This is a genomic window from Streptomyces sp. ADI95-17 (genome assembly GCF_003846175.1).
In the GTDB taxonomy this organism is placed as follows: domain Bacteria; phylum Actinomycetota; class Actinomycetes; order Streptomycetales; family Streptomycetaceae; genus Streptomyces; species Streptomyces sanglieri.
Map to the genome: position 1 here is coordinate 547,517 of NZ_ML123046.1, position 23,350 is coordinate 570,866.

General features: G+C 69.6%; 11 protein-coding genes. All 11 read right to left on the bottom strand.

The features are described from left to right. Positions 1–42: 42 nt before the first annotated feature. Positions 43–1,506 carry a hypothetical protein gene (locus tag EES42_RS16345; RefSeq protein ID WP_124718951.1) on the bottom strand — a complete coding sequence of 488 codons (1,464 nt, stop codon included), beginning with the start codon at positions 1,504–1,506 and terminating at the stop codon, positions 43–45. After that, on the bottom strand, positions 1,503–2,219 hold the full coding sequence (locus EES42_RS16350; RefSeq protein ID WP_241196406.1) for a type VII secretion system-associated protein: 717 nt from the start codon (positions 2,217–2,219) through the stop codon (positions 1,503–1,505). Before EES42_RS16350 ends, EES42_RS16345 begins: the two co-directional genes overlap by 4 nt. After that, the gene (locus EES42_RS16355; RefSeq protein WP_124718952.1) at positions 2,216–15,082 is read right to left on the bottom strand and encodes a hypothetical protein; all 12,867 of its coding nucleotides are present in this window, start codon (positions 15,080–15,082) and stop codon (positions 2,216–2,218) included. The genes EES42_RS16350 and EES42_RS16355 overlap by 4 nt, the downstream gene beginning before the upstream one ends. 19 nt (positions 15,083–15,101) lie before the next feature. Further along, entirely contained in the window at positions 15,102–15,446 is a 345-nt protein-coding gene (locus tag EES42_RS16360; protein ID WP_124718953.1) for a hypothetical protein, read from the bottom strand. 7 nt (positions 15,447–15,453) lie between these two features. Further along, positions 15,454–15,948, bottom strand: coding sequence for a YbaB/EbfC family nucleoid-associated protein (locus tag EES42_RS16365; protein ID WP_124719395.1), 495 nt, complete (start codon positions 15,946–15,948; stop codon positions 15,454–15,456). A gap of 20 nt (positions 15,949–15,968) precedes the next feature. Then, on the bottom strand, positions 15,969–18,647 hold the full coding sequence (locus EES42_RS16370) for an AAWKG family protein (RefSeq protein ID WP_124718954.1): 2,679 nt from the start codon (positions 18,645–18,647) through the stop codon (positions 15,969–15,971). A 135-nt stretch (positions 18,648–18,782) separates the two neighbouring features. Then, entirely contained in the window at positions 18,783–19,226 is a 444-nt protein-coding gene (locus tag EES42_RS16375; RefSeq protein ID WP_124718955.1) for a type VII secretion system-associated protein, read from the bottom strand. A gap of 13 nt (positions 19,227–19,239) precedes the next feature. After that, complete coding sequence (locus EES42_RS16380) at positions 19,240–19,563, bottom strand: WXG100 family type VII secretion target (RefSeq protein ID WP_124718956.1); 324 nt, start codon at positions 19,561–19,563, stop codon at positions 19,240–19,242. A 107-nt stretch (positions 19,564–19,670) separates the two neighbouring features. Continuing rightward, complete coding sequence (locus tag EES42_RS16385) at positions 19,671–20,036, bottom strand: hypothetical protein (RefSeq protein WP_241196407.1); 366 nt, start codon at positions 20,034–20,036, stop codon at positions 19,671–19,673. Positions 20,037–20,139: 103 nt separating this feature from the next. Beyond that, positions 20,140–21,699, bottom strand: coding sequence for a type VII secretion protein EccB (gene eccB / locus EES42_RS16390; protein ID WP_124718958.1), 1,560 nt, complete (start codon positions 21,697–21,699; stop codon positions 20,140–20,142). Positions 21,700–21,716: 17 nt separating this feature from the next. Continuing rightward, complete coding sequence (gene eccD, locus EES42_RS16395; protein ID WP_124718959.1) at positions 21,717–23,117, bottom strand: type VII secretion integral membrane protein EccD; 1,401 nt, start codon at positions 23,115–23,117, stop codon at positions 21,717–21,719. Positions 23,118–23,350: the final 233 nt, after the last annotated feature.

The following is a 23,350-nucleotide window of genomic DNA, read 5'->3' on the forward strand; positions in this document are numbered from 1 at the left end:
TCAGGAACGGTGCGTCAAGAGGGGCGCCGGATCGCCGGAGCGTCAGGAACGGCAGGTCGCCCGCATCTGCGCGGCGGCGTGATGGGCCTTCTCCCACCCCTTGGACCAGTCGTCACCGCGGTCGAGCAGCTTCACCCCGATCGTGGCGCCCTTCATGGCGAAGGTGCCCGCGTCGACCCACTGGCCGCGGTGCGCGACCTGGTTGATCGAGAAGCTGCTGTACATGGTCGTACGGTCGTTGGCGTTGACCAGCACGTGGTACTTCGTGGGGTGCCCGCCCACGTACAGGTTGGTGTTGCTGTTCGGGATGAACACGGAGATCTGGCACGTCCGGGCCCGGGTGCCGGGCTTCCACCACCACTTGACGCGGTTCTGCATGTCGGTGGAGGTGTCGCCGGACATCGGTATGGAGGAGTAGCTGCCGTTGCAGCCGTTGCCCGTCCAGCCGCCGGAGGAGCGGGTGTACCAGCCGGCGCTGCCGTCGGTGAAGTAGTGGTCCTGCTGGAAGCCGCCGCCGGAGGGAGTGGGGCAGCCGTGACCGGTGACCCCGGTGTAGACGACGGTCGACTGCGGCGCCGCCTTCTGCGCGGTGCCGCCCGCCGCACTGCCCGAGCCGCTGCCGCTGCCGCCGCTGCCCGTGGTGGTCTTCCGGGCCGTGGACTTCTCACCGCCGGTGGACTTCCCGCCCCCGGAGCCGCCGCCCGTGCCACCGGTGTCCCCGCCCGTGCTTCCGCCGCCCTCGTTGAGCGGCTTCGACACGCCCGCGCCGTCGGCGGAGGGTCCCGATCCGCCCTTCCCGTCCTTGCCGGCGGGCGGCTGCTTGCCCGAGCCCGCGCGCGGCGAGGGGGCCGCGGATGCGAACGCGCCGGGAACGTCGCCGTTTCCGGCGCCGAGCATCGTGCCAGGGGCCTCGCCGCTGCCCGCCGAACGCTTGCCGTCGTTGCCACCACCGGTGTGCACCAGGAACGGAACGGTCACCAGCAGGACACCGGCGATGGCGGCGCCGGCGAGGAGCGCCTTGTTCGGACGCCCCGTCTTCTCGGGGGCGTCGGCCGTGGTGGTGGCGGTCATGGTCGCGGTGGCTTCCGCCTCCGCTTCCGCCTCGGCGGTGGCGGTCGCGGTGGCGGCCCCGCCCTCGCTCTCGCCCTCGGCGGTGGCTGCGGCGCTCGTGGCCTCTGCCTCCGATTCCTGCTTCTTCTCCGGCTCGCTCCTCCGCCCGGATTCCGTCGCTGCCGATCCCGTGGACGCGGTCTTCTTCTCCTCGCCGGATGCCTCGCCGGGTGTTCCGGTGGATGCCCCCGCGGACGTTTCGGCGGACTTCTCCGAAGTCTCTCCGGCTTCCTCTTCCGGAGCCGTGGACGGTTCCGCCGCCGCGGCCGTACCGCTGCCCTTCGCGGAAGCCGCGCGTGCGGTCCGTGCCGGGGTCTCGCCCGCGGCGGCCTCGGCGGTGGCGGCCGCCTCCGGCTCGGAGGCGGCCGCTGTTTCTTCGTTCCTGGACGTGGTCATGGGGTCCTCTGGGTGACGGGACTGGTGGGGAGCTGGTGGGACGAATCGGGAGAACCGCCGGTGGAACCGATGGAGCCGGTGGCGGAGGTGGGGACGGTGGGGACGGCGGGCCGGACCGCGTCGAGGATCAGACGCGCGTCGAGCAGGATGCGCGCCGGGCCCGCCGGGTTGACCGAGATGCGGCCCTCGCCCGCGGCGAGCTCGCGCACCAGGTCGGCGACGGCGACCGTGTCGTGCGCCAGGGCACCTTCGAACGGCTGGTGGGGTACGGCGGTGAAGAGCGGCACGGCGGGTGAACCGTCGGCCCCGGCGACCGTCAACGGGCCCCCACCGGGCGCCCGGAGCACCACCGCCTCCGCACCTGCCAGCGCCTCCAGGGCGTCGCTCAGCGGGCCGTACCCGGTGACGGCCAACTGCACGGCGGCATCGACCGGATCGGTCGGCTCGGGCCAGCCCAGGGCCGACGGGGACGGCCGGTACTCCTCGTTGGCTTGCCACTCCGCGACTTCGCCGTCGAGCCCGGAGCGCCACTCCCCGGCAACGGCCCAGGGCGGCGGCGGGGCGGCATCGGTCCAGGCCGGATCGACGACGCCGATCCAGTGGTCCGGCGCCTCCCGCGCGGCCTCGCGGATGTGGTCGGGAACGGGCGGAAGTTCCTGCCCGGCCGTTCCGTCGGTGTGCTGCATCTGGGTGCCTCGGTTCGTGTCCGTCATGACGTCTGGGGAGCCTCGTCCTCGTGCTGGAGGACCGCCGCGTACGACGGGTGCTTGAGCAATTCCTCCACCGCCTCGGGGGACAGGTGGCGGTGGTGGGCGAGCACTGTCAGTACCTGCGCGTCGGTCAGCGCCAGCTCGCGCATGGTCAGGCCACCGGGAGCGAGGTCCAGCGCGGCCCGCGCGGAGATGAGGGGATCGTGGAGCTGGCGCAGATTCACCTGCCGCACGACGACGTCCCGCACCGCGTACTCGTCGAGGACCCGGCCGAGAACATCGGCGGAGGAACCGTTCGAGTCCGTCGCGCCGTTGTCGCCACCCGTGTGCGGGGGCGGGGGCGGGGGCGGAGGCGGAGGCGGAGGCGGTGGCGGGGGAGTCGACGAGTCCGAGGACGACTGGACGGCCGACAGGACCGGGGACGCCGGGGGCGTCGACGGAACCGGGGTCGGCGGCGGGACCGGGGGCAGCGACGAACCGTCGCTGACGGGCCCGTAGTCGTACTCGGTCACCCACCCGTCAGTGGCTTCGTCCTCGGTGTGTGCCCGCGGCGGTGCCGATTCCGGGGCCGTGTCCTCGTCCGAGCCCGAGCCCGAGCCCGTTTCCGTTGTCGAGTCGTCGTTCCGCGCCGGGGGCTTGCGCTTGTGCAGTCGTTTCGTCCGTTGCGTCAGTGGCGTTGTGGACGTGTTCGTCTCGTTGTCCCCGTCGTTGCCCGCCTCCGACGCGCTCTCGTCGTCGGTGGTGGTGTCGCGCTCGGAGTCCGTCCGGGAGTCGGTTTCGGAGGCTGTGGTTGCGGGGGCCGGGGTTGTTTCTTCGTCGGTCGTGTTATCGGTCTCGGACGGGGTCCGGGAGTCGGTCCTGGAGACGTAGGCCGTCCGCGGAGGTGCTGCTTCGGTGTCCGTGTCCGTCGTCGAACCGTCGTACCTCTGGGGCGATTTGCGCTTCCGTACGTGCTTCGACCGTTGCGACGGGGGCGTTGCGGACGGGCTCGTGTCGTTGTCCCCGTCGTAGTCCGTCTCCGACGCGCTCTGGTCGTCGTTCTGGTTGTTGTTCTGGGCGTCGGTCTCGGTCTGCTGGGTGTTCTGGTCGTCGTCCTGGTTGTCGTTCTCGGCGTCGGTCTCGGTCTGCTGGGTGTTCTGGTCGTCGTCCTGCTCGTCGTTCTGGGCGTTGGTCTCGGTCTCCTGGACGTTCCCGTCGTCCTGTCGGCCGTCGCTCTCCTGTTCAGAGTTCTCGAAGTCCTCGGAGTCCTTCGAGTTCTCCGGGGCCTCCAGGTTCTCCAGGTCTTCCAGGTTCTCCGAGTCGTCCTCCGACTCCGACGGATGGTTCGTCTCGGAGACCGTGGGTACGGGAGCCAGGGCCGCCTGGTAATGGCGGTCCTTGAGGTACAGCACGACATGAGCCGGGGGCGTCCCGGCGTTCTCGGGTTCGAAGTCCTGGAACGTGCCGTCGTCCCGAACGACCGTCACCTTGACCCCGAAGGTCCGGGCGGCGAGCGCGGGCAACAGGTCCGCGGCCCCGTGGTTCCAGCCGCGTTCGCCGCCCGAGCTCCCGGCACGTTGCAACTGTGCCAGCGCGAGCGCCCTGCGCTCGTCGGCCGACAGCCGTGCGTACAGCGGCAGGGTGTGCGCATCGTCCTCGAACTCACGGGCCTCGGGCGATCCTGCGGCGAACGTGGGTCCGCCGTTGGCCAGTTCCTCGGGGTCGAACCGATCGAGGAGATCCGGGGTCATGAAGTCCAGCAGGTCGCCCGAGTCGTTCGTCAGGGTGTCCGTCAACCGGTTGCGCAGGTCGGTGACGTCCGGCGTCGTGTCCACGGCGCTGCCGGCCGCGCCCGGCAGCGTGGTGTTCGTGTGCCGCATCCCCGCGGCGAGCGCGTGGTAGAACGCGTCGCCGTCCTCGGGCACGTTGTGCAGGGTGTACGTCTCGCCCTCCGGGGAGACGAGCGTGTGCGGCGCGTCGACGGAGGCCGTCGCCGTCGCCGGGTCCGGGATGAACGCAGTCCCGGTGTACTTGGGGAACGTCGTCGACGGCGTCTCGGGGGCGGTGAAGCTCACCGCAGGAGGCTGGGGGCCATTGCGCGGCGTGCGGTGGTACCACTGGGTGAGCCGGTCCGTCGCCGCCCGTACCCGCCGGAACTCCCGCATCGCGGCGCGGGCGCGCTCGGCCAGCACCGCCATCTGTTCCACCTGCTCGGGAGTGGGGTCGGCGTCCCCGGCCGATTCGGTGACGGCGCGCCTGACCTTCCAGTACGCCTTGTCCGCGTCCACCCACGCCTTGCTCGCCTTCGTCACCGAGGTCCAGGCGGCGGTGACGTCGGACGGGAAGCTCGTGTCGTCGATCAGCCCGAGATCGCGGGCCACGTCCTCCCGTACCCAGGCCAGGACATTGGTCCGGTACTCGACGGTCTGCGACCTGCTGCCCTGGACGAAGACACTGGCGGCCCGGCCGTGCGTGACCGTCGCCTCGCCCAGCCAGTCCGTGGGAATCGAGAACAGCAGTGCCCGGCCCGTCTTGGGTTTTATGTTCTGCTGGGTGCCGTCCGCGGAGGCGAGTTTGAGGGTCGTCGACTCACCGGTGTTCCCCCCGCTGCCCGTCGGCGCGGGTGAGACGGTGCCGACCGCCGGTACGGACGTGCCGACGGTCGCACCGAGCGTCGTGCCCTGCGCACCGGTCTCCGTGACCGACAGGTCCGAACTCACGGTCTGCCGTTCGGGGCTCTCCATCGTGGCGTCCGCCGCCACGCTCAGCAGAACCGCCTCGCTCAGCCGGGGCCGGGAGAACAGCCGGTAGCTTCCCTGGGTGTCCAGCGCGATGGTGGCGTCGTGCATCGTGGCCGCGAGGTAGCCGTTGCCCGTCGCGGTGTTGCCGAAGAAGGCCGCCGTCTGGGTGCTCGCGAGCCCGTCGGACAGGGCCTGCCCCGAGGCCCGTCCCTGGCGGGCGAGACCGGACTTCCGGGCCTTGCCCGTTGCCTCGGCCAGATTCGTGCCGGTGAGTTCGACGGTTCCGCTGCCTGGCTTGGGCAGGTGCGGCAGATCGGTGTTGTGCGCCTTGGCCAGGGCGAGGTGGGCTGCGTCCAACGCCATGTCGGTGTCGGTGATCCGACGTGGCATGAAGCCGTTGGCCGGCATGGTGAACGCCTGCGTCTGCCCCTCTCGTCGCCATCGCTCGATGGCCTCGTTCGTGAGCTGTCCCGGCCTTCGGACCGTGACCTTGGGGGGCTGGTTCCCCTCCGTCAGCGGGTTGCCGCCGATGTCGTCCGCGGCGTTCGGCACGGCCAGGCTGAGCGGCAGCTGCTCCCGCAGGGTGCCGACCGTGAATTCCCTCGAAGGCACTTCCGTCCCGTCGGCGTTCACCAGCACCATGCGGATCCGGTACGTGGTGAGGAAGTCGGCGAACGGCTCGTTGGGGTAGAACGTGTAGTTCTTCATACGGCTCGCCGAAGTGGCGACCGTCTTCTGCTGGGTGACGGCGAGCGATTCGGAGAGGCTCGGGCCGGCGGTGGGAGCGACCGTGTTCTGGGTCCGCACCGCTTCGGTGACCGAGAGTCCGGTCGTGGTCGTGACCGCCTTGCTCCTGTTCACCTCGACCGTCTCGGTCATGCCCAGGGTCTCCTGGAATGTGACGCTGTGATCGATCCCGTCGAAGCTCGGGTCCTCCGGGATGAGTTCGATGCGTACCGTCGCACGCTGCGAGCCGATGGACACCTCGCCGAGCTTGGTCCAGGCGGTGCGGGTCACCGCGGTGACCCCGCCCTTGGCGGCGGCCATCTGCTGCCGGAGGGCGAGCAGCGCACGGGGCGTCACCATGTCCAGGACGTGGTCCCGGCCGGCGTCGTCCACTCCCCGCGATTTGAGGAGCTCGGCGAAGTGCCGCGAGGCCGTGGCGGAGTCGAGGGAGTTGACCGGGAACGAGCCGAACGGAGTGTCCTTCAACCAGGGCGAGGGGGACCAGGCGTCCTCGCTGTAGGTGGGCGCGGCGGGCAGTGTGCTGCCGACCAGGCCGAGGCGGTGCGCGACCTTCTCCGGCACATGGCCGAGCCAGCCGCCGGGCATGGTGAGCGTGAACCCGGCGAAGTGGGTGCGCAGCGTCGGCAGCAGGGCGCGCAGCGGACCGGCCAGCCCGTTGGCGCGGGTCGTGAACCCGACCTCGTGATCGACGTCCGCGGTGACCAGGTACTTCAGGTTCTCGTCGTCCCGGTCGTTCTCCACCGACGCCGTGTTCGTCGCGGTCGCGGTGCTTCCCTTGGTCCACGCCCCGTTCAGGACCAGCCCGTACGTACCGACCAGCGAGGGCCCCTGGTCGTGGCTGCGCGCGTAGGCGACCCCGAGGTTGAGCTTGGCCACCGTGACCGAGGTCCGCGCATGGGTGACCTGGGTCTCGGCGCCGAGTGTCAGCTCGGTCTCCACCGCGACGGGTTTCGACTGCACGACCGGATTCCGCAGGGTGACACGGTGGACGAGCCGGCCGATCCGGTTGACGTACGGTCCGGCGCCGAACAGCTCGACCATGCGCATGCCCGCACGGCTGATCGACTGGTCCAGGAACGAGGCCAGGACCTGCGGCTGGAACTGGCGCATCACCGCGTCGTGCGGAGCGGCTCCGTACAGGCTGAACTGCCAGGCGTCGCCGGAACCTTCCTTGAGCGCGGTCTCGACGCCCTGGCTCAGCTCGGAGCCGCCCGCGACGGCGATGACCTGGTGGGGCAGATCTCCGAACGGAGTCGGCGCGGTCTCCGGTTCCCGGAGCTCGATCTCCTCGACGTTCTCCTCGGTGTTCTGTTCGGCATTCTCCTCAGTGTTCGCCTGCGCGTTCGCCTCCGCGCCGGTGCCCCGGCCCGTGTTGGTCGTGGTGGTCGGCTTCTCCGGCTCGCCCAGCAGCTTCCGGACGTCCTCGGTGTTCAGCGTGACGGCGACGGGGGCGGCAGCGGGCGGCGTCGAAACCTGTTCCGGCCGCGGGCGTGGGGTGGCCGGCGGGATGTGCTCGTCGGGTACGTCGAGCAGGATCCGTCCGGTCACCGCCGGACGGCGCGCCGTGCCACCGATCAGGTCGACCTCCGCGTTGCGTCCCACGGAGAGCCCCGTGCCGAGCACCCCGAGCACCCGCAGCGGCTCCCGGAAGCGCCAGTACCCGCCGCTGGTGACGGTCACCGACAGCTGGTAGCTGAACACATGGGACGGGCCCGACGTGGCGTGCAGGGGCTCGTACGAGACGGTGGCACCGGAGCCGGTCTTCCGGGCCTTCTGCCAGCCGAACCGGGCGGCCGGGGTGATCACTCCGCTGTTGATCGGTTGCTTGAACGCGTCGGCGTTGTTCTCACGCGCCGATATGCCGACGTCGACCCCGGCCTCCCTGGTGTGGGACACCGTGGCCGAGCTGTCCAGCCGTTGGGCTCCGGGCGTGCTGCTCCGCAGGATCAGCTCGTTGCGCGTGCCCTCGTAGCGGCGCCCGGTCAGCTCGCCCTTGGCCCGGATCCAGCGGTACTTCCGCTTGGTGCCCGTGTTGTCGACGAGCCGGATCGGGATTCCGTCGGTGGTGAAGGACTCCAGCTGCCCCGCCACACTGTGATGGCTCAGGGCGTCCATCACACTCAGTGTGTTCTGCAGGGCGGCGCTGAAGTGGTTCTTGCCCCGCCAGCCCTTCGACTTGTCGTCGGGGGTCGTGAAGTCCGCCAGCGGGGCGACGAGACCGGGGTGCTGCTGGGCGATGGCGGCGATCACACTCTCCGTCAGCCCGTTGAGGAACGCTGCCGGGGGCGGTGCCGTGGGCTGGGCCGCGGGCGGTGTCGTGGGCGGTGTCGTGGGCGGTCCGGTGGTGTCCGTGGCAGCGCCCTCGACGGAGTCCGTGTCGGGGAGGAACGCCTCCACCCTCGCCATGCCGAGCAGCGTCGGATGATCCTGGGGCAGATAGACCGGGGCCGGCGGCTCGCCGGTGTTCGGCGGTACGGGGGTGACGGAACCGCTGCTGCCGCTGCCGCTGCCGTTGCTGCTTTCGGTCTGGACGGGGTTCAGGGCCGTGTGCTCCGCGGAGCGGGTACGGAGCTTCGTACCGTCGTCCCAGCCGGCCAGGCGGCGCGCCTCCGCGCGGGTCATCCGGTCGAGGGTCCAGACGTCGAACGTGGTGGCGTTCTCCTGCCCGGATTTGCGGACGTGGACGGTCTTCTTCACCAGGTACAGCTCGGTACGCACCTTCTTTGCACGTCCGACGATCTTGCGGCTGCCCGAGCCGCCGAAGCCGGTGGTCCGGGTGGACCGGTTGCCGAACTGGGCGAAGCCACCCACCTGCAGGCGCGGCTGGGCCGCGCTCGTCGCGTACTCGTCGAAGGAGAAGCTGGGACCGACGGTGAACTGGAGGTCCTGGCTGTACGCCGTCGACGTGCTCCGGTCGTTCTTGATGACCCGCTGGATGGCGTTGCGAAGCTCCGCCGCGTCGGTCTCCGAGATCTGGGTGGCCTCGACGGGCACGATCTTGTCCACGGCGAACACACCGCCGGGCTGCCCGGATTCCGTGAACAGCGGCTGACTGGTGACCGTTCCGTGCGCCATCCGGTCCGCGGTCCGGATGAAGTTCTCCGAGCTGAAGAAGCGGGTGATCTCCGCGTGCATCGAGGAGCCGACGACCGCCTTGGCCTGGCCCACCGCCCAGTCCTGGATCGCCGCCACCGACCCGTATCCCTCGGTGTGCACCATGCGGTAGTCGCTGTGCTCGCTGAGCCGCATCTTCTGCGGTGCGTGCTCGTGACTGCGTTTGGCGGTCAGGTTGTCCGGCAGACGCAGCAGCAGCCCGTCCTTCACACCGAACGTGAGAGTGGTCCGCGATCCGGCCTCCTGGACCGGTGCTGTGGACCGGGTGTTCGGCCTGATCCGTTGGGCGATCTGCTTCAGCTTTCCGTACTTCTCGGGCGCCGGGTCCGTCAGCTCGACCCGGTACATCACATCGCTCAGGTACAGATGCGATTCGTCGGAGTGACGGCTCTCGACCTGGCTCAGGGTCTGGTCCTGGAGGTTGAAGTCGACCGACTTCGTGAAGCCCAGAGTGAGGCCCACCCGCCCGAACATGTTCGCGGGGCCGATCGGTGGCCCCAGCGGAACCGCCACGCCCAACTGCCTCGAAGAACTTGCCGTTTCGGATTTCCCGGAGGTGATCTGGCTGCGGTGGATCTGGTCCACCTTCACCGGGTCGAGCGAGATCGCCCCGCCCTTCTCATTGGTGATCATGGACCAGGGTGCCTGCGGCCGTTGGGAGACCCGCAGTTGGCGGATACGTCCCGAGGCGTCCTTGAAGGGCGCGGAGACCCAGCCGTCCCCGTGGAACAGATGGGGCGTCTGCTTGAGCGCCCGTTCCAGTTCGGCGAGCGGGTTGTTGGCGGCGCCGGGGTTCCGGGCGGGGACCGGCAGGGCCGAACCGGCTATGCGCCTCAGTACGTCGTCGATACCCCGCTGTATCACCTGGCTCTGACCGTAGGTGAAGGCGGAATCGTCATCCACGCCGTCTCCGGTGATGTACGTGGGCAGCGTCAGGTCGCCCGGGAACCGCTGGACCGCGCCCCGGGCCGGGGTGGGCAGCATGCTGTCGTCGACCCTGGCGGGGCGATCGGTGTCGAGCTGCGCCGCCACCAACTGGACCACACTGGTGGAGACATCGGTGTCCGTGGACGTGGACACCTGCTGTGTCTGCTGAATCTCCTGTGCCTGCTGAGTTTCCTGTGTCAGTTGCGACTGCTGTGCCGGCGCCGGTTCGATGACGTCCCGTGTGAGGTCGCGGGACGGGGACTGGAGGTCGTCCTGCGACGATCCGGCCGCCGATCCGTTCCCGCCGGATTCCTGGTTGACCCGGTCGAAGAGGGCGGAGTACCGGTCCAGGCCGGGTGTGCCCTTTCCTCCCAGCTCCACGGTGATGCGGCGCAGCAGATCGGGCGTCATCCGCCCGTCACGGAAGGGCGCCCAGACGGTGTCGTCGCCCCCGAAACGCTCGCTGTCCAGTGCGCCGAGCGCCGCCAGCAGCGCATCGTGGTCGGGGGACTGCTCGATCTGCGTACCGAAGGTGCCGCGCAGCGTACGTACGAGCTGGAGCGTTCGCGTCGTGACCCAGGGGCCGGGAGCATCCTCCGACGTCGTCGCGGGACTGGTGGAGCTGGTCCCGGCTGCGGTGTCCGTGTCCTCCGTGGTGCCTGCCGGGGGGTGCAGGCCCGCCGTACGGGCGAGCGCGGTGAGTTCGGCGCCCGTCGGCTCGGGGGTGTACGTGATCCACTGGCCGGAATTCTCCGCGTCGTCGCGGAAGAGGACCGGGCGCGGCCGCTGCTCTGAGTCGAGCGCCGTGCCTGCGGACGTGGTGGGCGCGTACACCGGCCGGCCCGTCACATTGGCGACGTGCTGGGCGACGGACAGCCCGCCGTGAGTGGGCGAGGCGCCGGTGGAGCAGGCGTACAGCACGATGGGGCGGTCCTTCGGACCGAGTTCGGCGGAGTGCTCCAGGTAGCGGCCGAGCTCCCTGCCGCTGACCACGATGCTCGTCCCGTCCTGCCGCGTCAGCTTCACCCGGGTGGGAGTGCCGTGTGCCGCGAAGAAGGACACCTTCTGGCCGCTCCAGGGTGTCCGGCGCTGCTTTCGGTACATGGACGATTCGCTGTGGTGGTGGTCCTGGAAGGTGTCGGAGGCGATGACGGTGTTGTAGCGCTCGTTCCGGTCGGCCCAGTCGGACGGGGTGTACGACGCGAGGAGCGACGAGTCGGAGGAGCCGGTCGCGACCGTCTGCTTGACGATGTCGTCCGAGTCGGTCGTGGCGTCGTCCGCCGAGCGGGCGGACCTGAGCACGAGCCGGGGAGGAATTTCCGAGGAATCGGTGACGTCGGACGGCTTCACGGCCGGCCCGGGGGCGTTGTCCGGCGTTGTTTCGGGTCCGGTGTCGCCGAAGAACCCGAAACTGAAGTCGATGTCTCCACCGAAGTCGCTGCTGTCTTCGCTGTTGTTGTCGCCGCCGGTGTCGGCAATGGCGGCCTCGCCCTCGCCCTCTCCCTCTTCCTCGTTCTCGCTCTCGTCTTCGCTCTCGCTCTCGACCTCGGTTGTGTTCTGCTGCCGGCTCTCGGTGATCGGCCGATTGGCGACGGGGCTCTGCGAACGGCTGGACGTCGGCGTGGACCTGCTTGACGTCGCGACGGAGTGGGGCCCCGGGCTCTCGGAGTGCTCGCTCTCGTCGTCGTCGGAGTCGTCGACCCGGTCCCAGTCGGTCTGCCAGCGAGGTGTCTCCTGCTGGTTGTTCCCTTCCTGGCCCTGGGCGAGGGACTCGGTCCGGGGCAGGGCCGGACGATCGGTGAGCACCAGGCGAAGGGCCTGCAGGGTCTGGTCGTTGTCCGGGTCGTGCGCCTTGGCCCGGAGGCCGGCGAAGTAGTTGTGGAGCCGGGAGCCGGTCTGTTTCAGCTCGGCGATGGCCTCCGCGATGACCTCGGCCGCTCCCGCTTCCGGTACGACCGACAGGTGGTCCATCGCGCTGCGAACCTCGACCAGATGCCCGGCCCGGAGCTCACCCAGCCGGGTCTGAAGCGTGGCCAGCTGCTCGTTGCTGATGGTCGCTGTGCGGCCGGTGTACCCGACGTCCGCGATCACGGCGACGACGTCCGCGCCGTCCCCGAGCACCGACTTGAGTTCGGCGACGCTCAGCACTCCGTCCGCCTTGAGGCGCACCCACTCGTCCTGCGTCAGGACATGGCCTTCCCCGTTCCTGGGCAGGGCCGACGCCACGGACTGGGCCGTGTGAACGTTCTGGAGCGCCTTCCACGCGGGCGTCGGCTGTTCGCTCGTCAGCTTTGCGGCCCTGCGCCCCCACTGGCTGGGATGGGTGATGGCCTTGGTCACCTGTTCGAGGTGGCTCGCAGCGACCCCGTCGAGCCGGTCGTACGGGGTGTGGTTCGTGAGCGCGGAGAAGTACGGGCGGCCCAGCAACTGCATCAGGTTGGTGGTGTTGGCGCCTTCCAGCACCGCCGGCAGTGTGCCGAGCTGGAAGACCTGTCGGAACACGTCCTGCGGGAGGCCCGCACTCTGCACGATGAGGACGTCGTCGGGCCCCAGTCGTTCGAGCTGTTCGCGGAGATCAGGGGCGGTGATATCGGTCCGGCTCAGCTGCGCATTCGTGTGCACGGGCGCGAAGTCGACCGTGGTGCGGCCGAACGAGAGGATCACGGACGGCTTGCCGATCCCGGAGCTGCTGATCCCGGCGGCCAGGGTGCTGAGAGCCGACACCCGGCCCGACTCGGTGACGTTGTGGAGGCCGTAGACCGGCATGACCTCGGTGCCGTTTTCGTGCACGGCCCGGACGATCTCCTTGAGCCCGCCGACGACGTCGGAGGCGGTGACCCGCCGGTCGATCAGGTCATTGAGTTCGTCATGGGTGAGGAGCGGGGTGTGGAAGTTGAACAGGGCGTCGGGCGCGATGGTGTTGCCGGGCGACTCGGAGTCCTCCAGATCGATGACCACGACATCGGAGTCCGGGGACGGTCTGCTGTACAGATAGCGGTGCGAGGTTTCCCAGGCGTAGGGCTTGAGCACGATCGCCCGGTCGACCCCCAGAAAGTTCAGGAACCGCTCCGCCACTTCTTCGTCGCCGTCGAGCCGGTCGCTCGCCGCGACCATGACCAGCCCTTGAGTTCCCGGCTGCCCGGAGGCCCGGGGATCGGACGCAGGCCGGTCCGGGTCGAAGGTCTGCGTCTGCCAGGTGACACGGGCGTTGAGCTCGTCACTCAGCAGCAGCGCGAGCTTCTGCTGCACGTTGGCCGGGGCGATGGCGGTGATGGGCCCCTGGTAGCCCAGCTCGTTCAGGGAGTCCATCAGCATCGTGGCGGCGGCCTGATGGCCGAAGTTGGCCGCGTCGTCGATGAAGATCGTGACACCGCCCTCGGTGTCGTTCAGCTTTTGGCGCAGCTCCCTGCGGAGGCCGATCTCCTCCGGTGACGGTGCGGCCCCCCGACGGTGGGCGGCGATGTCGTCGAGCAACTGCTGCGACGGGGGACCAGGAGTGCCGAGGAGCTCCGACCACAGCTGATGCTCCGGCCGCGTGACGGTGTGGGGGGCGACCTGTGAGGTGGACGGGGACTGCTCGTTGTCGGACGAGCCGTCCTCGGTGAGCAGCCCCGTGCTGGGCTCGGTCTCGTTCTCCGGAGCGTCGGTGCGCGAATCGGTCTGCGAATCGGTCTGCGAATCGGTCTGTGTGTTGGGCTGCGTGGGCGGTGTGCCGGCCTCCTGCTCCGACTCGGGCGCTGACTTCTGCTGGATGTCCGGCTGCTCGTCCTGCTGCTCGTCCTGCTGTGCGTCGGGCGTCCGGTGGCCTTGGGTGGGAGCCGGGTTGTGGTTCGGCGTCGGGCCGCCGCGCGAATCGGTGTTCGTCGGGGGGACCGTGCGCTCGTCGGGTGTCTGCTGGGACTCCTCCTCGGCGTCGTTCGTGTCGTCGGCGTCGTCGTTGGGAGGGGTGTAGCCGTGATCGTCGTTGCTGGAGGTGTTGACGGACCCCTTGGTGGCCGGTCCGTTCGAGCCGGACGGCCCCGACGAGCCCGACGACGGCGACTTCGATGTCGGCCCCGTGTGCTCGTCGTTCCCCGTCTGCCCGGACTCGTCCGTCGCCTCGGTCTCCTGCGTCGACTCCGTCTGGTTCTGGGATCCGGCGCCGTTCGTGCTGCCGCCGTTCTTCCCGCCCTCCGAGCCTCCGCCGGTCCCGGTCCCGGTCCCCGTACCCGTCCCGGTCCCCGTACCCGTCCCGGTCCCCGTACCCGTTCCGGTCCCGGTCGTGTTCCCGGTGCCGGAGTCGGTTCCGCTCCCGGAGTCCGTTCCGCTCCCGGACTTCGACCCCGTGCCGTCCCCGTCGGCCTGGCTCGACGTCGGCACCTTCTTCTCGGTGAAGTTGTTCTTCACCCAGGTACCGGGCTTGGACGCGCCGCTCCCCAGCAGATGCTCGGCCTTGCTGCTGATCCCGGAGCCCAGGAAGGTGTCCCAGCTCGTCGTCCAGTTCCCCGTCATGAGGCCACCGGCCACGATCTCCGCGACGGCCTCCGAGCCACCGGAGGTCAGGAAGTCCTTCGTGTCGTTCAGCGCGGTGTTGGCCAGGTTCTTGGGAGAGAACTTGCTCGGCCGGGGCGCCTTGTCGGTCACGTCCTTGGTGAGGTTCTTGACCGGACCGTTGCCCGTGAAGTTCTTCAGCAGCTTCCCGAGCCCGGACGAGAACGCGCCGTGGAAGAACCCCGCGAACGCGCCGAAGACACCGTCCTGTGCGATGGCCTTCCAGTCGAACCCCTTCGGCCGCCGCCCGTCGGGCCCCGCCATCATCAGGGCGAGACGCACCGCGAAGGTCTGGAACGCCTCCTGGAACGCCTCGCTCAGGCTCGGCATCAGATGCGTACGCTTCAGCAACGTGTCCAGCACCGTCAGCAGCACCACCCGGCTGCGAGCCTTCGCCACCGCCGCGTCGCTCGCCGAGGCCCCGCCCGAGAAGAACGACATCACGAAGATGACCAGCAGCTCGATCATCAGCCGGATCAGCTCGGCGATGATCTGCCACTTGGACTCGATGATGTTCATCGACGTGTCGGTGCGACCGTCGCCGATGGTCTTCAACTGGTCCGAGAAGTCGCGGAGATGGTTGGTGCCCCCGTTGTCGATGAACAGCTTCATCGACTGCAGATAGCTCGCACCCACCTTGGGAGGGAGCGACCTGCTGATCCCGACGACCGACTGCTCGATCTCGCCGGACAGGTCGGTGAGACGGTCGGCGAGCCGGTGGTACGGCCGCCGGCTGGCATACGCCAGATCCTCGTCCGCCTGCAACAACCGCTCGCCGATGAGGACGAAAAGAAGGTTGTTCAGCTCGGGCGTCGCCTTGATCGACATGGGGCCGTGCTCTCTGCCGTCAGCGCTTTCCGCTGTTGTTGGGCTTGATCCGGTGGTCCCGGATCGAGTCCAGGATGTTGTTCTGGTTGGACTTGATCGACTTCAGGTTGACCGAGGTCCCGTGCGCCACACCGTTGACCGCTTCGGACAGGGCGATCGCCGTCTCGCTGCTGCTCTCCCGCTCCTTCTGCTCCTGCGGGATGACCTCCTTGGCGAAGCTGTCGTCCTGACCCGGCCAGTCACGCGTGGCACGTACGTCGACGACGAAGTCGTCCACCATCGCGCCGATCGAGGTGCTGATCGAGAACATCTGCCGCAACCCGGCCTGGATCCGGGCGGGTTCGGCGAAGTAGCCGTCGCTCATGGTGTGTTCAGCGCTCCTCGTCCTCGTCGATCTCGTCCCGCAGCCGGCGCCCCGACTCCTGCCGGGCCCGCTCCTCCGGGTCCTGGAGCACCTCGGGCCCGAAGATCCGCGCCCAGTCGATGTCCACGCCGGTGAGCTCGGGCACCTCGGTGCTCGGCCGGGTGAACGGTTCGAAGGTCTCCATGACCTGCCGGGCCATCTCCGTACGCGCCCGGCCGAACGCGTCCAGCACGGCACCCGACAGCTCGCCGGGCGACATCGTGCGGTACTTCCCCTCCAGGAACCGCAGCGCGGTCAGCTCGCCCTGCGGCCCGACCGTGACCTCCACCGACCGGTCCGCCGACCGCACGGTGCGCGTCGCCTGCCGCAGTTCGGCCTCGGCCTTGGCCACACCCTTCTCGGTGGCCTCCAGCTCGGCCATCGCCGTGGCGAGCCGGGCCTCCACGGACCTGGCGTACGGCGAGACCTCACCGCGCCCCGCGCTCTCCGGCGCCTCGTCCATCGCTCCGCCCATCCGCCCGCTCACCGTCCGATCACCGTGGGCGTGCCGCCCTCTTCCGCGCCCCACACGTCCTCGTCCTCGGCCACCCAGTGCACCCGGTCGCGTTCACCGCTGCCGGTCGCCTGCCCGCCCTGGGTGCCGCCGGCCGCACCGCCCGCGACGGCCGTGGAGCTGGTGGCGGTACGGGCCCTGCGGGCGCTGCGCTCCTCGTCCGCGCCGCGTCGCCCACCGGAGCGGGACGATCCGCCGCGCGTGCCGGGGCCGCTCTCCGTCAGGACGTTGCGGACGCGTTCGCCCGACGAGCCGCCCGCCTGTCCACCAGCACCCATGCCACCCATCCCGCCCATGCCACCCATGCCGCCCATCGGCATCATCGGGTTGAGAGGTGTGGAGCCGTCCGACGACGCACCCGAACCCGAACCCGTACCGATGCCCGTGTCCGGCAGGGAGGCCGGGGGCTGGTTGCCGGTGGCGCCGGGCGGCGCCCCGAGCGTCCCGCCCGGGTGGAAGGTGCTGTCGTACTCCTCGTAGTCGCCGTTGCCGGAACGGTTCTGACCGCCGCCGGACGAGGAGTTGTTCAACGAGGTGTGGGAGTTCCCGCCGAGGGAGTTGAGATCCCGGTGGAGATCCCGGTCCAGGCCGTGGTTCAGATCTCGGTTCAGGTCGCGGTTCAGGTCGTGATTGAGATCCTGGTGGGTCGGCGGGGGAGTGAGGTGGTTGTTGGTCTTCGGCGGCCACTGGAACTCATTCTTCGGGTTGAGGTCGGTGACCGTCTCCTTGCCGTTCTTGTCGATGCTCGTGACCTTGCCGGTCTCCGGGTCGACTGTCTGCCGGCTGCCGTCCTTGAACGTGGTGGTGAGTGTGCCGTCCTTGTTCAGCTTGGTGACACTGCCGTCCGGGTTGGTCACGCTCTGGCCCGGGTTGAGGTCCTGCACCGTGGTCTTGCCCTGGTGCGGTGTGACCGTGTACTTCCCGGTCTTCGGGTCGTACGTCACCCGGTCGCCGTTCGGGTACGTCGTGACCAGGTTGTGGTTCTTGTCCAGTGAGGTGGTCCCGCCACCGGGGTTCAGGACCGAAGTGTTCGGGAGGTTGGGCGGCGGAACCATAGGGTTCAGCGGGCCGGTGTGCGTCGTGTCCCCGTTGCCCTGGGACGAGTCGCCGTTGCCCGGGTTGAGGATGTCGTCGATGTTCTTGTTGAGGTCGCTCGTCAGATCCTTGCCGGTGCCACCGCCGGGGCCGTTGCCCGAATCACCGTTGAGATCCTTCGTCCCGTTGTTGCCGAGCAGATCCTTGAGACCGCCCGGACCGCCCCCGAAGTCGTTGAGGGACTTGGTGACGTTGTTCCCCATGTCACCGATGCCCTTGTTGAGGTTCTCCAGGGTCGTGTTGAGATCCTTGCTGTTCTTGTCCGCCTCCTCCTTCGCCTTCTCGGCCTTCTCCTTGGTGTAGAACTCCGTCAGCGACCCGGTGTTCTTGGTGGTGAGAGGCGAATCGAACGGCGTGGTGGCGTCGATCCAGGCGTTGTTGAGATCGGACAGCACCGTCTGCGCCGTGCCGTTCAGACCGGCCTGGAGCCCCTCGATGTCCGGGTGCGGCTGCTCGATGAAGTCGTTCCACCGCTTGACGGCCTCATTGCCCACCGCGGCCCAGTTCTGGATGTCGGTCAGGTCACCGTAGGTGGGGTGCGGTTCCTGGAAACCGTCCTTGGTGGAGTACGTCGTGGTGGTGGTCGGGTTGATGACGTTCCCGGTGGAGGTCGTCGACGTGATGAACGGAATGTTGTGCTCGGTCAGCCACTTCAGAATGTCGTCCAGGACCTGGATCAGGTGGAAGTGCGGATCGTGCTCGTTGCGCCCCATCCATGCGTTCCAGGCCGTTCGCAGCGACTTCGCCTGGGTCAGCAGCGTCTGCTGCGCCGCCATCAGCTGCTTGGAATGGTTGGACTTCGGCGTGAACGCGGGATCCCCGACCGCGTCGAACTTGTCGCCCGCGCCCAGCTGTTCCTTGTAGTTCTCGTAGTTCCCGTTCAGCTGGTGCACCAACTGCCAGAAGATTCCCGCTGCCTGGCCCTTCCAGGCCGACTGTTCGCTCCCCAGCGACTTCTCCCACCCCGCGAGGATCGCCGCCTGGTCCACGAAGAACTGGGCCGCCCGGTCGAAGGCCTGGGCGGTGCGCTGGAAGGAGTTGAGGTCCACCACATTGGCGTCCGGCACCGAAGCGCCGTTGAAGGACGCACCCTGTGTGGTCTTCGAATCGATCAGGGCACCCAGGGCCGCCCCCGGGCCTCCCATGTACTGGCCCAGCGGGCCGATGTCGAAGTCGTCGCCGTACTTGCCCTTGTACTTCCCGCCGCTCAGCGACTCATTGGCCTCCAGCCCCCGGCTGCGCCCCTTCTCCGACATGAACGAGCCGATGAAGACCAGCCGGGCGTGGTACATCTCCACGTGGCCGTTCTTGTTGGAGTAGAAGTACAGGTCGTAGTCCTGGCCGTCGCTCTTCAGTGAACCCTGCGTGGCGGCGTTGATCACCGACTGGACACTGATCTTGTCCAGGCTCATCCGGAAGAGCGGGCTCTTCTCCTTGCTGCTCAGGCCGGTGAACAGGCCCTTGCGGCTGGGCATCGGATAGCCGGTCAGCTTGGTGACGGCCTGCCCCCAGTAGTCGTCGGCGTCGTAGTTCTGTGAGGTGGGGGTCGACATGCGGAACGCTCCGGGGGCGAAGAAGGAGGATCGGGGCGGGCGGAGAAGAGGCGGTGCACAGAAGGGTCGGCCCGGACCGCCGGAGCGGCCCGGGCGGATCGCCGGAGCGGACCGCCCCCGGCGGGGGCGGGCGGGTCAGGTACCGGTCTTCGTGGTCGGACCCAGTTCCTTGTCCACGTCCGAGAAGATGTCGAGCAGCGCGGCACCGTCGATCGATTCGAGACTCTTGCCCTGAGTGCTGAGCAGCTTCTCGATGGTCGTCAGCAGATCGCTCTTGATGTGCCCGAACAGCGTGTACTGACTCTCGAAGATGGCGTCGACGGAGCCGGCCGCCTTCTTGACCGCCGCCACCAGGGACTGGCCGTGCACACTGTCGTCCGTCCCCATCAGACCGATGGCCAGCGCCGGGTCCTGCTGGAGCGTGCCCGGGGTGGTACGCCCGTCGAGGATGCTCTTGAGCGCCTTGAGGCCGTTGGGGTCGTCCTTGCGGATCTTGTCCAGCGCCGTGTGGAAATCCGTGACGTCGTTCTCGGCGAACGACTTGAGCGTCTTGCCGTCGAGATGGGTCAGATCGGCCATCGGGGGCTCCCGCTCAGCGGCCGATGGAGATCTCGGACCACATCTGCGACAGCGAGTTCTCGCTGTACTTGTAGTTGCCCGAGATGTCGGTCAGCAGGGCCGCGTGCGAGTTCAGCAGCGTTTCCATGTTCCGCACCGCCTGGTCCCAGGCGGCCTGCTTCTGACGGTAGGTGTCGGCGTCGGAGCCGTACCACGTCTTGCGCAGCTCGCCGAGCTCCGCCTCCAGGGACGCGAGGGTCCGGGCGATCGCCTGGGTCTGGCGGACCATGTCGTCGCCGGCGTTGTTCATGTGGCCGTAGTCGACCAGGATGTAACCGTCGGTCAGGTTGTCGGGCATCGGGGAGACCTCGCTTCACTGCCTGGGAAGGGCCCCGCCGCGGTGGCGGCGAGGGGTGCCGGTCGTCCGGCGGACGGAACGACGGGATCCGTCGTCCGGGGCGGGTCCTACGCCATCAGGTCGTCGAACGCCTTCTGCGAGGCGCTGTACGCCTGGTTGATCGCGTCGTTGGACGAACCCTGCGTCTTGCCGTGCTCCACCAGGCTGGTGTTGAGCTTGTCGACCATGTCCTCCAGGTTGCGGAGGATGATGTTGACCTGGTCGTCCCACTGCTTCAGCAGGGCCCCGTACTGGCCGCCGTCGCTGCCCTGGTACCCCTTGCTCAGGTTGTTGCGGGTGTCGTCGACGTCCTGGCGGGACTTGAGGATTCCGCTGTAGGCGGCCTCAAGCGCCTGAATGCCGTTCCTGGTCGAGCTCTCGCTCGACTGCTGGAGGTTGCCGCCCGGTGCCGCCTGAGCGCCTGCGTCTGCCACGGTGTCTCCCATGCCTCAACTGCTGGATGGCCGTGATCCTATGATCAGATCCGTGGTGTGCTCAATGATCCTCCTCCGCATCTGAGCTTTTCCTGAGGATCCATCAACTTCTTTCACCCGTCGGCAATGTTCCGTTGCCCTCGCCGCCGCTCCGGTCACCCCCTGCCTGCGGGCAGGAGGGCGCCGTGGTGCCCGCCGTGCGTCCCGCCGCGGCCGCTTCCGGGCTCAGGTCGGGGCCGGACGGCAGCATCGCCAGGAGCGGTGACGGGAGCGCCTGGGCGGCGGCACCGTCGTACCCCAGCGCCTTCTGCGCCGCCTGGGAGAGCAGCCGGTACTTCACCCCGTTGTCGGCGACGAAGTACGTGGTGGAGCCGACATCGGTGCCACCGGCGCCCAGCGCCTTGACCAGCGCGCCGTGCCCCGGACGTACCGCTGTGGCGTCCACCGGCAGACAGGCCGGGGCGATGTGCTCCGGCGACGTCGCGGAGGCAGGCGGCAGCGCGCCGAGAGGGACCAGCGCACCGGTCACCCGGGTGCCGTCCCCCTTGTCGGGCCGCACCCGGGCACAGGCCGCCCAGCCCGCCTGTACGGCCTCGGCGCGCGGCGGCGTGGCCGGCAGCCCGGCCGGCACGGGCTCGCTGCCCTCCGCGCCGGGCGCCAGCCCGGCCTTCACCTCGGCCGCGCCGATCACCACCGCGGCCGGTGCCGCACCGCCGTAAGCCCGGTCCTTGGTCTCGGCGGACCCCAGCGCCAGCGCCGCCCCGGTCTCCGTCAGCGGAACCAGCCCCTCCTTGCGCAGCAGGTAGTACTGGCGTGCCGCCCCCGGAGTGCGTGACTGGAACACCTGCCCGAGCTTCGACGGACGCCCGCCCAACGACGGCCCCGCCCCACCGCGGCCGGGCACGGCCGGCGGTACCAGATCCGGCCCCTGCACCAGCGCGTCCAGGAACGCGGCCGACACCGGCCGGGGCGTCACCGACCCGTACCCCAGCGACACCGCGGCGTTAGCGCTCCGGTCCAGCCGCAGCCGGCTGCCCTGCCAGACCAGATACCGGGCCCGGTCCGGCCCCGACACCACCAGGCCCTGCCCGGCACCCATCCCGCGCCCCTCGACCGGCGCACCGGCCACCAACGCGGTGAACGCACCGCCCCTGCCGGTGGCACCGCCGGAACCCCCGGCGCCCGCACCGGCCTCCGACGCCAGCACCGAGCACACCTGCCACGGGTCCTTCTCCAGGTCCTGCACACCCGGTACGGAGTCCGGCGCACCCGGTATCCCGACCGGGGCGCCCACCGCGGTGCCCTTCAGCGACGAGGTGCTCACGTCCTCGGACTTCAGCTTCCCGTCGCCGACCAGCAGCGCGGAGGCGTAATTGCGCACCGGACGCAGCCGGCCGCCCACGTACACGTAACGGGCACCGGTCTCCCGGTTCACCACCAGCGTCCCCGACGCCCGCCACGCGTCGTTGCCGCCGGGGGACATGAGGCCGTACACCAGCGAACCGGCGGCCACCAGCGCGGTGATCACCACACCGACCAGCACCCCGCGGGTGGTCCGCCCCAGCGGGCTCTCCGGGGCGTCCGGGTCGGCGAGCAGCATCCCCGAGGTCAGCCGGCCCATCACGAAGGTGTGGGCCTGGACCTGGTCACGCTTGGACTGCATGTCGCATACCTTCCGGGTCAGCCGTTGATCGCCCGGAGCGCGGCGAAGACGCCGAGCACCCAGAGCGCGAGCGGCAGCAGGCTGATCGCCAGTGCCGAGTGCAGCAGTTCGGCCGCGCGGCCCCAGTACGGCACCAGCCGGCGCCCGGGCACCGTCCACGACACGATCGCCAGCAGCGCGGTGAACGCCACGAGTCCCGCCACCAGCAGCGGCCGCTCGTCGGGCGTCAGGGACGCGGCAAGGGCCAGGGTCAGCAGCGCCGCGCCCCAGATGCCGGGCAGCAGCAGCGCGAGCCGCTGCGGCACATTGACCATGCCGCGCCCGTGCAGCAGCAGAAGCAACGAGAGCACCGAGGCGGTCAGTGTCTCCGGCAGGTTCGGACCGTCGGCCAGCACCACGAGAGAGGCCGCGCAGACGGTGCCCGCCGCCCCGTAGAGCGCGGTCATCCAGCCGCTCGCCAGCTCGGTGCGGGTGGTCACGTCACCACCGGCGTAGGGCTCGATGCCCTCCTGGAGCTGCTGCGAGTTGGTCGGCAGCGAAGGCATCCGCATCCCCGCCAGCTTGAATGCCAGGGCCGGAACGAAACCGCCCAGCACCACCGCCAGCGCGGCGAGCACCGTCGCCGCCCCGTCCATCGTCAGACCGGCGGGCCCGGCCAGCGCCCCGCCCAGTGCGACGGCGCACCAGAACACCGCCGTCGCCAGGAAGAACGGCACGGACACCGCCGCGAGCGCGAGCCCCAGCACCGCGCCGCCCGCACCGGCGGCCCCCGCCGCCAACAGCCTCGCCCCGAGCACCTGATGCACATCGGGTCCGCCCAGATCGCCGCCCGGCAGCAGCCAGCCGGCCAGCGCCAGATACGGACTCGCCATCGACCCGAGCACCGCAGCGGCCGCCGCGTCACCCACCGCCCGGCTCGCCGAGGCGGCCCCGGCCAGCAACAGCGCCCCCACCGCACCCGCCCCGGCGGCACGCACCCCGGCAGGGCCGCCCGGCCAGGCCAGCAGGGCCAGACCGGCGAGCAGGGTCAGCACGCACAGGGCCCGCAACAGCCGCCGACTGGAGTCGGCACTCCAGCCGTGCAGCCGGTCGCGCACCACACTGGCGATGCCGTCGACCAGGTCGTCCAGCCGCACTTCGGGAAGAGCGTCGGTGTGCGGGCGCAGATACAGCACCTCGCCGTCCTTGAGGTCGAGGGTCTCCAGCGTCCCCTCGTCGTCCAGGGCCGGTCCGCCGAGCCGTTGCAGCACCCAGCCGCTGTGGTCCAGGCCGTTCTCCTCCAGTTCCTCACCCGCGTAACGCAGCACGGTGGGAAGGAGATCGGCCACCGGCACATCGGCGGGCACCGCAAGGTCGATGGTCTTTTCGGGGGCACGTATGGTGAGGCGGCACAGGCCCGCCACGGAGCTGTCGGTCAAGGTCAGGGCTCGCGTTCTCGGGGACTTGTCGGATGCGACGTGGACGCGCTTGGTGATTCGGATGCAGACTACTGATCATCATCCGGGCCGTCGTCAACGGACCTCTCACGAGTCCCTGTTGGTCCGGAACCGTCCGGCTTGTGCGCCGGTCGGCACTCCTGTGCGCCCATCCCGGTCCGGTCCACCCGTCACGGCGGGCGGTCCGCCGCCGTCCGCGGCCTGCCGTCGCCGTC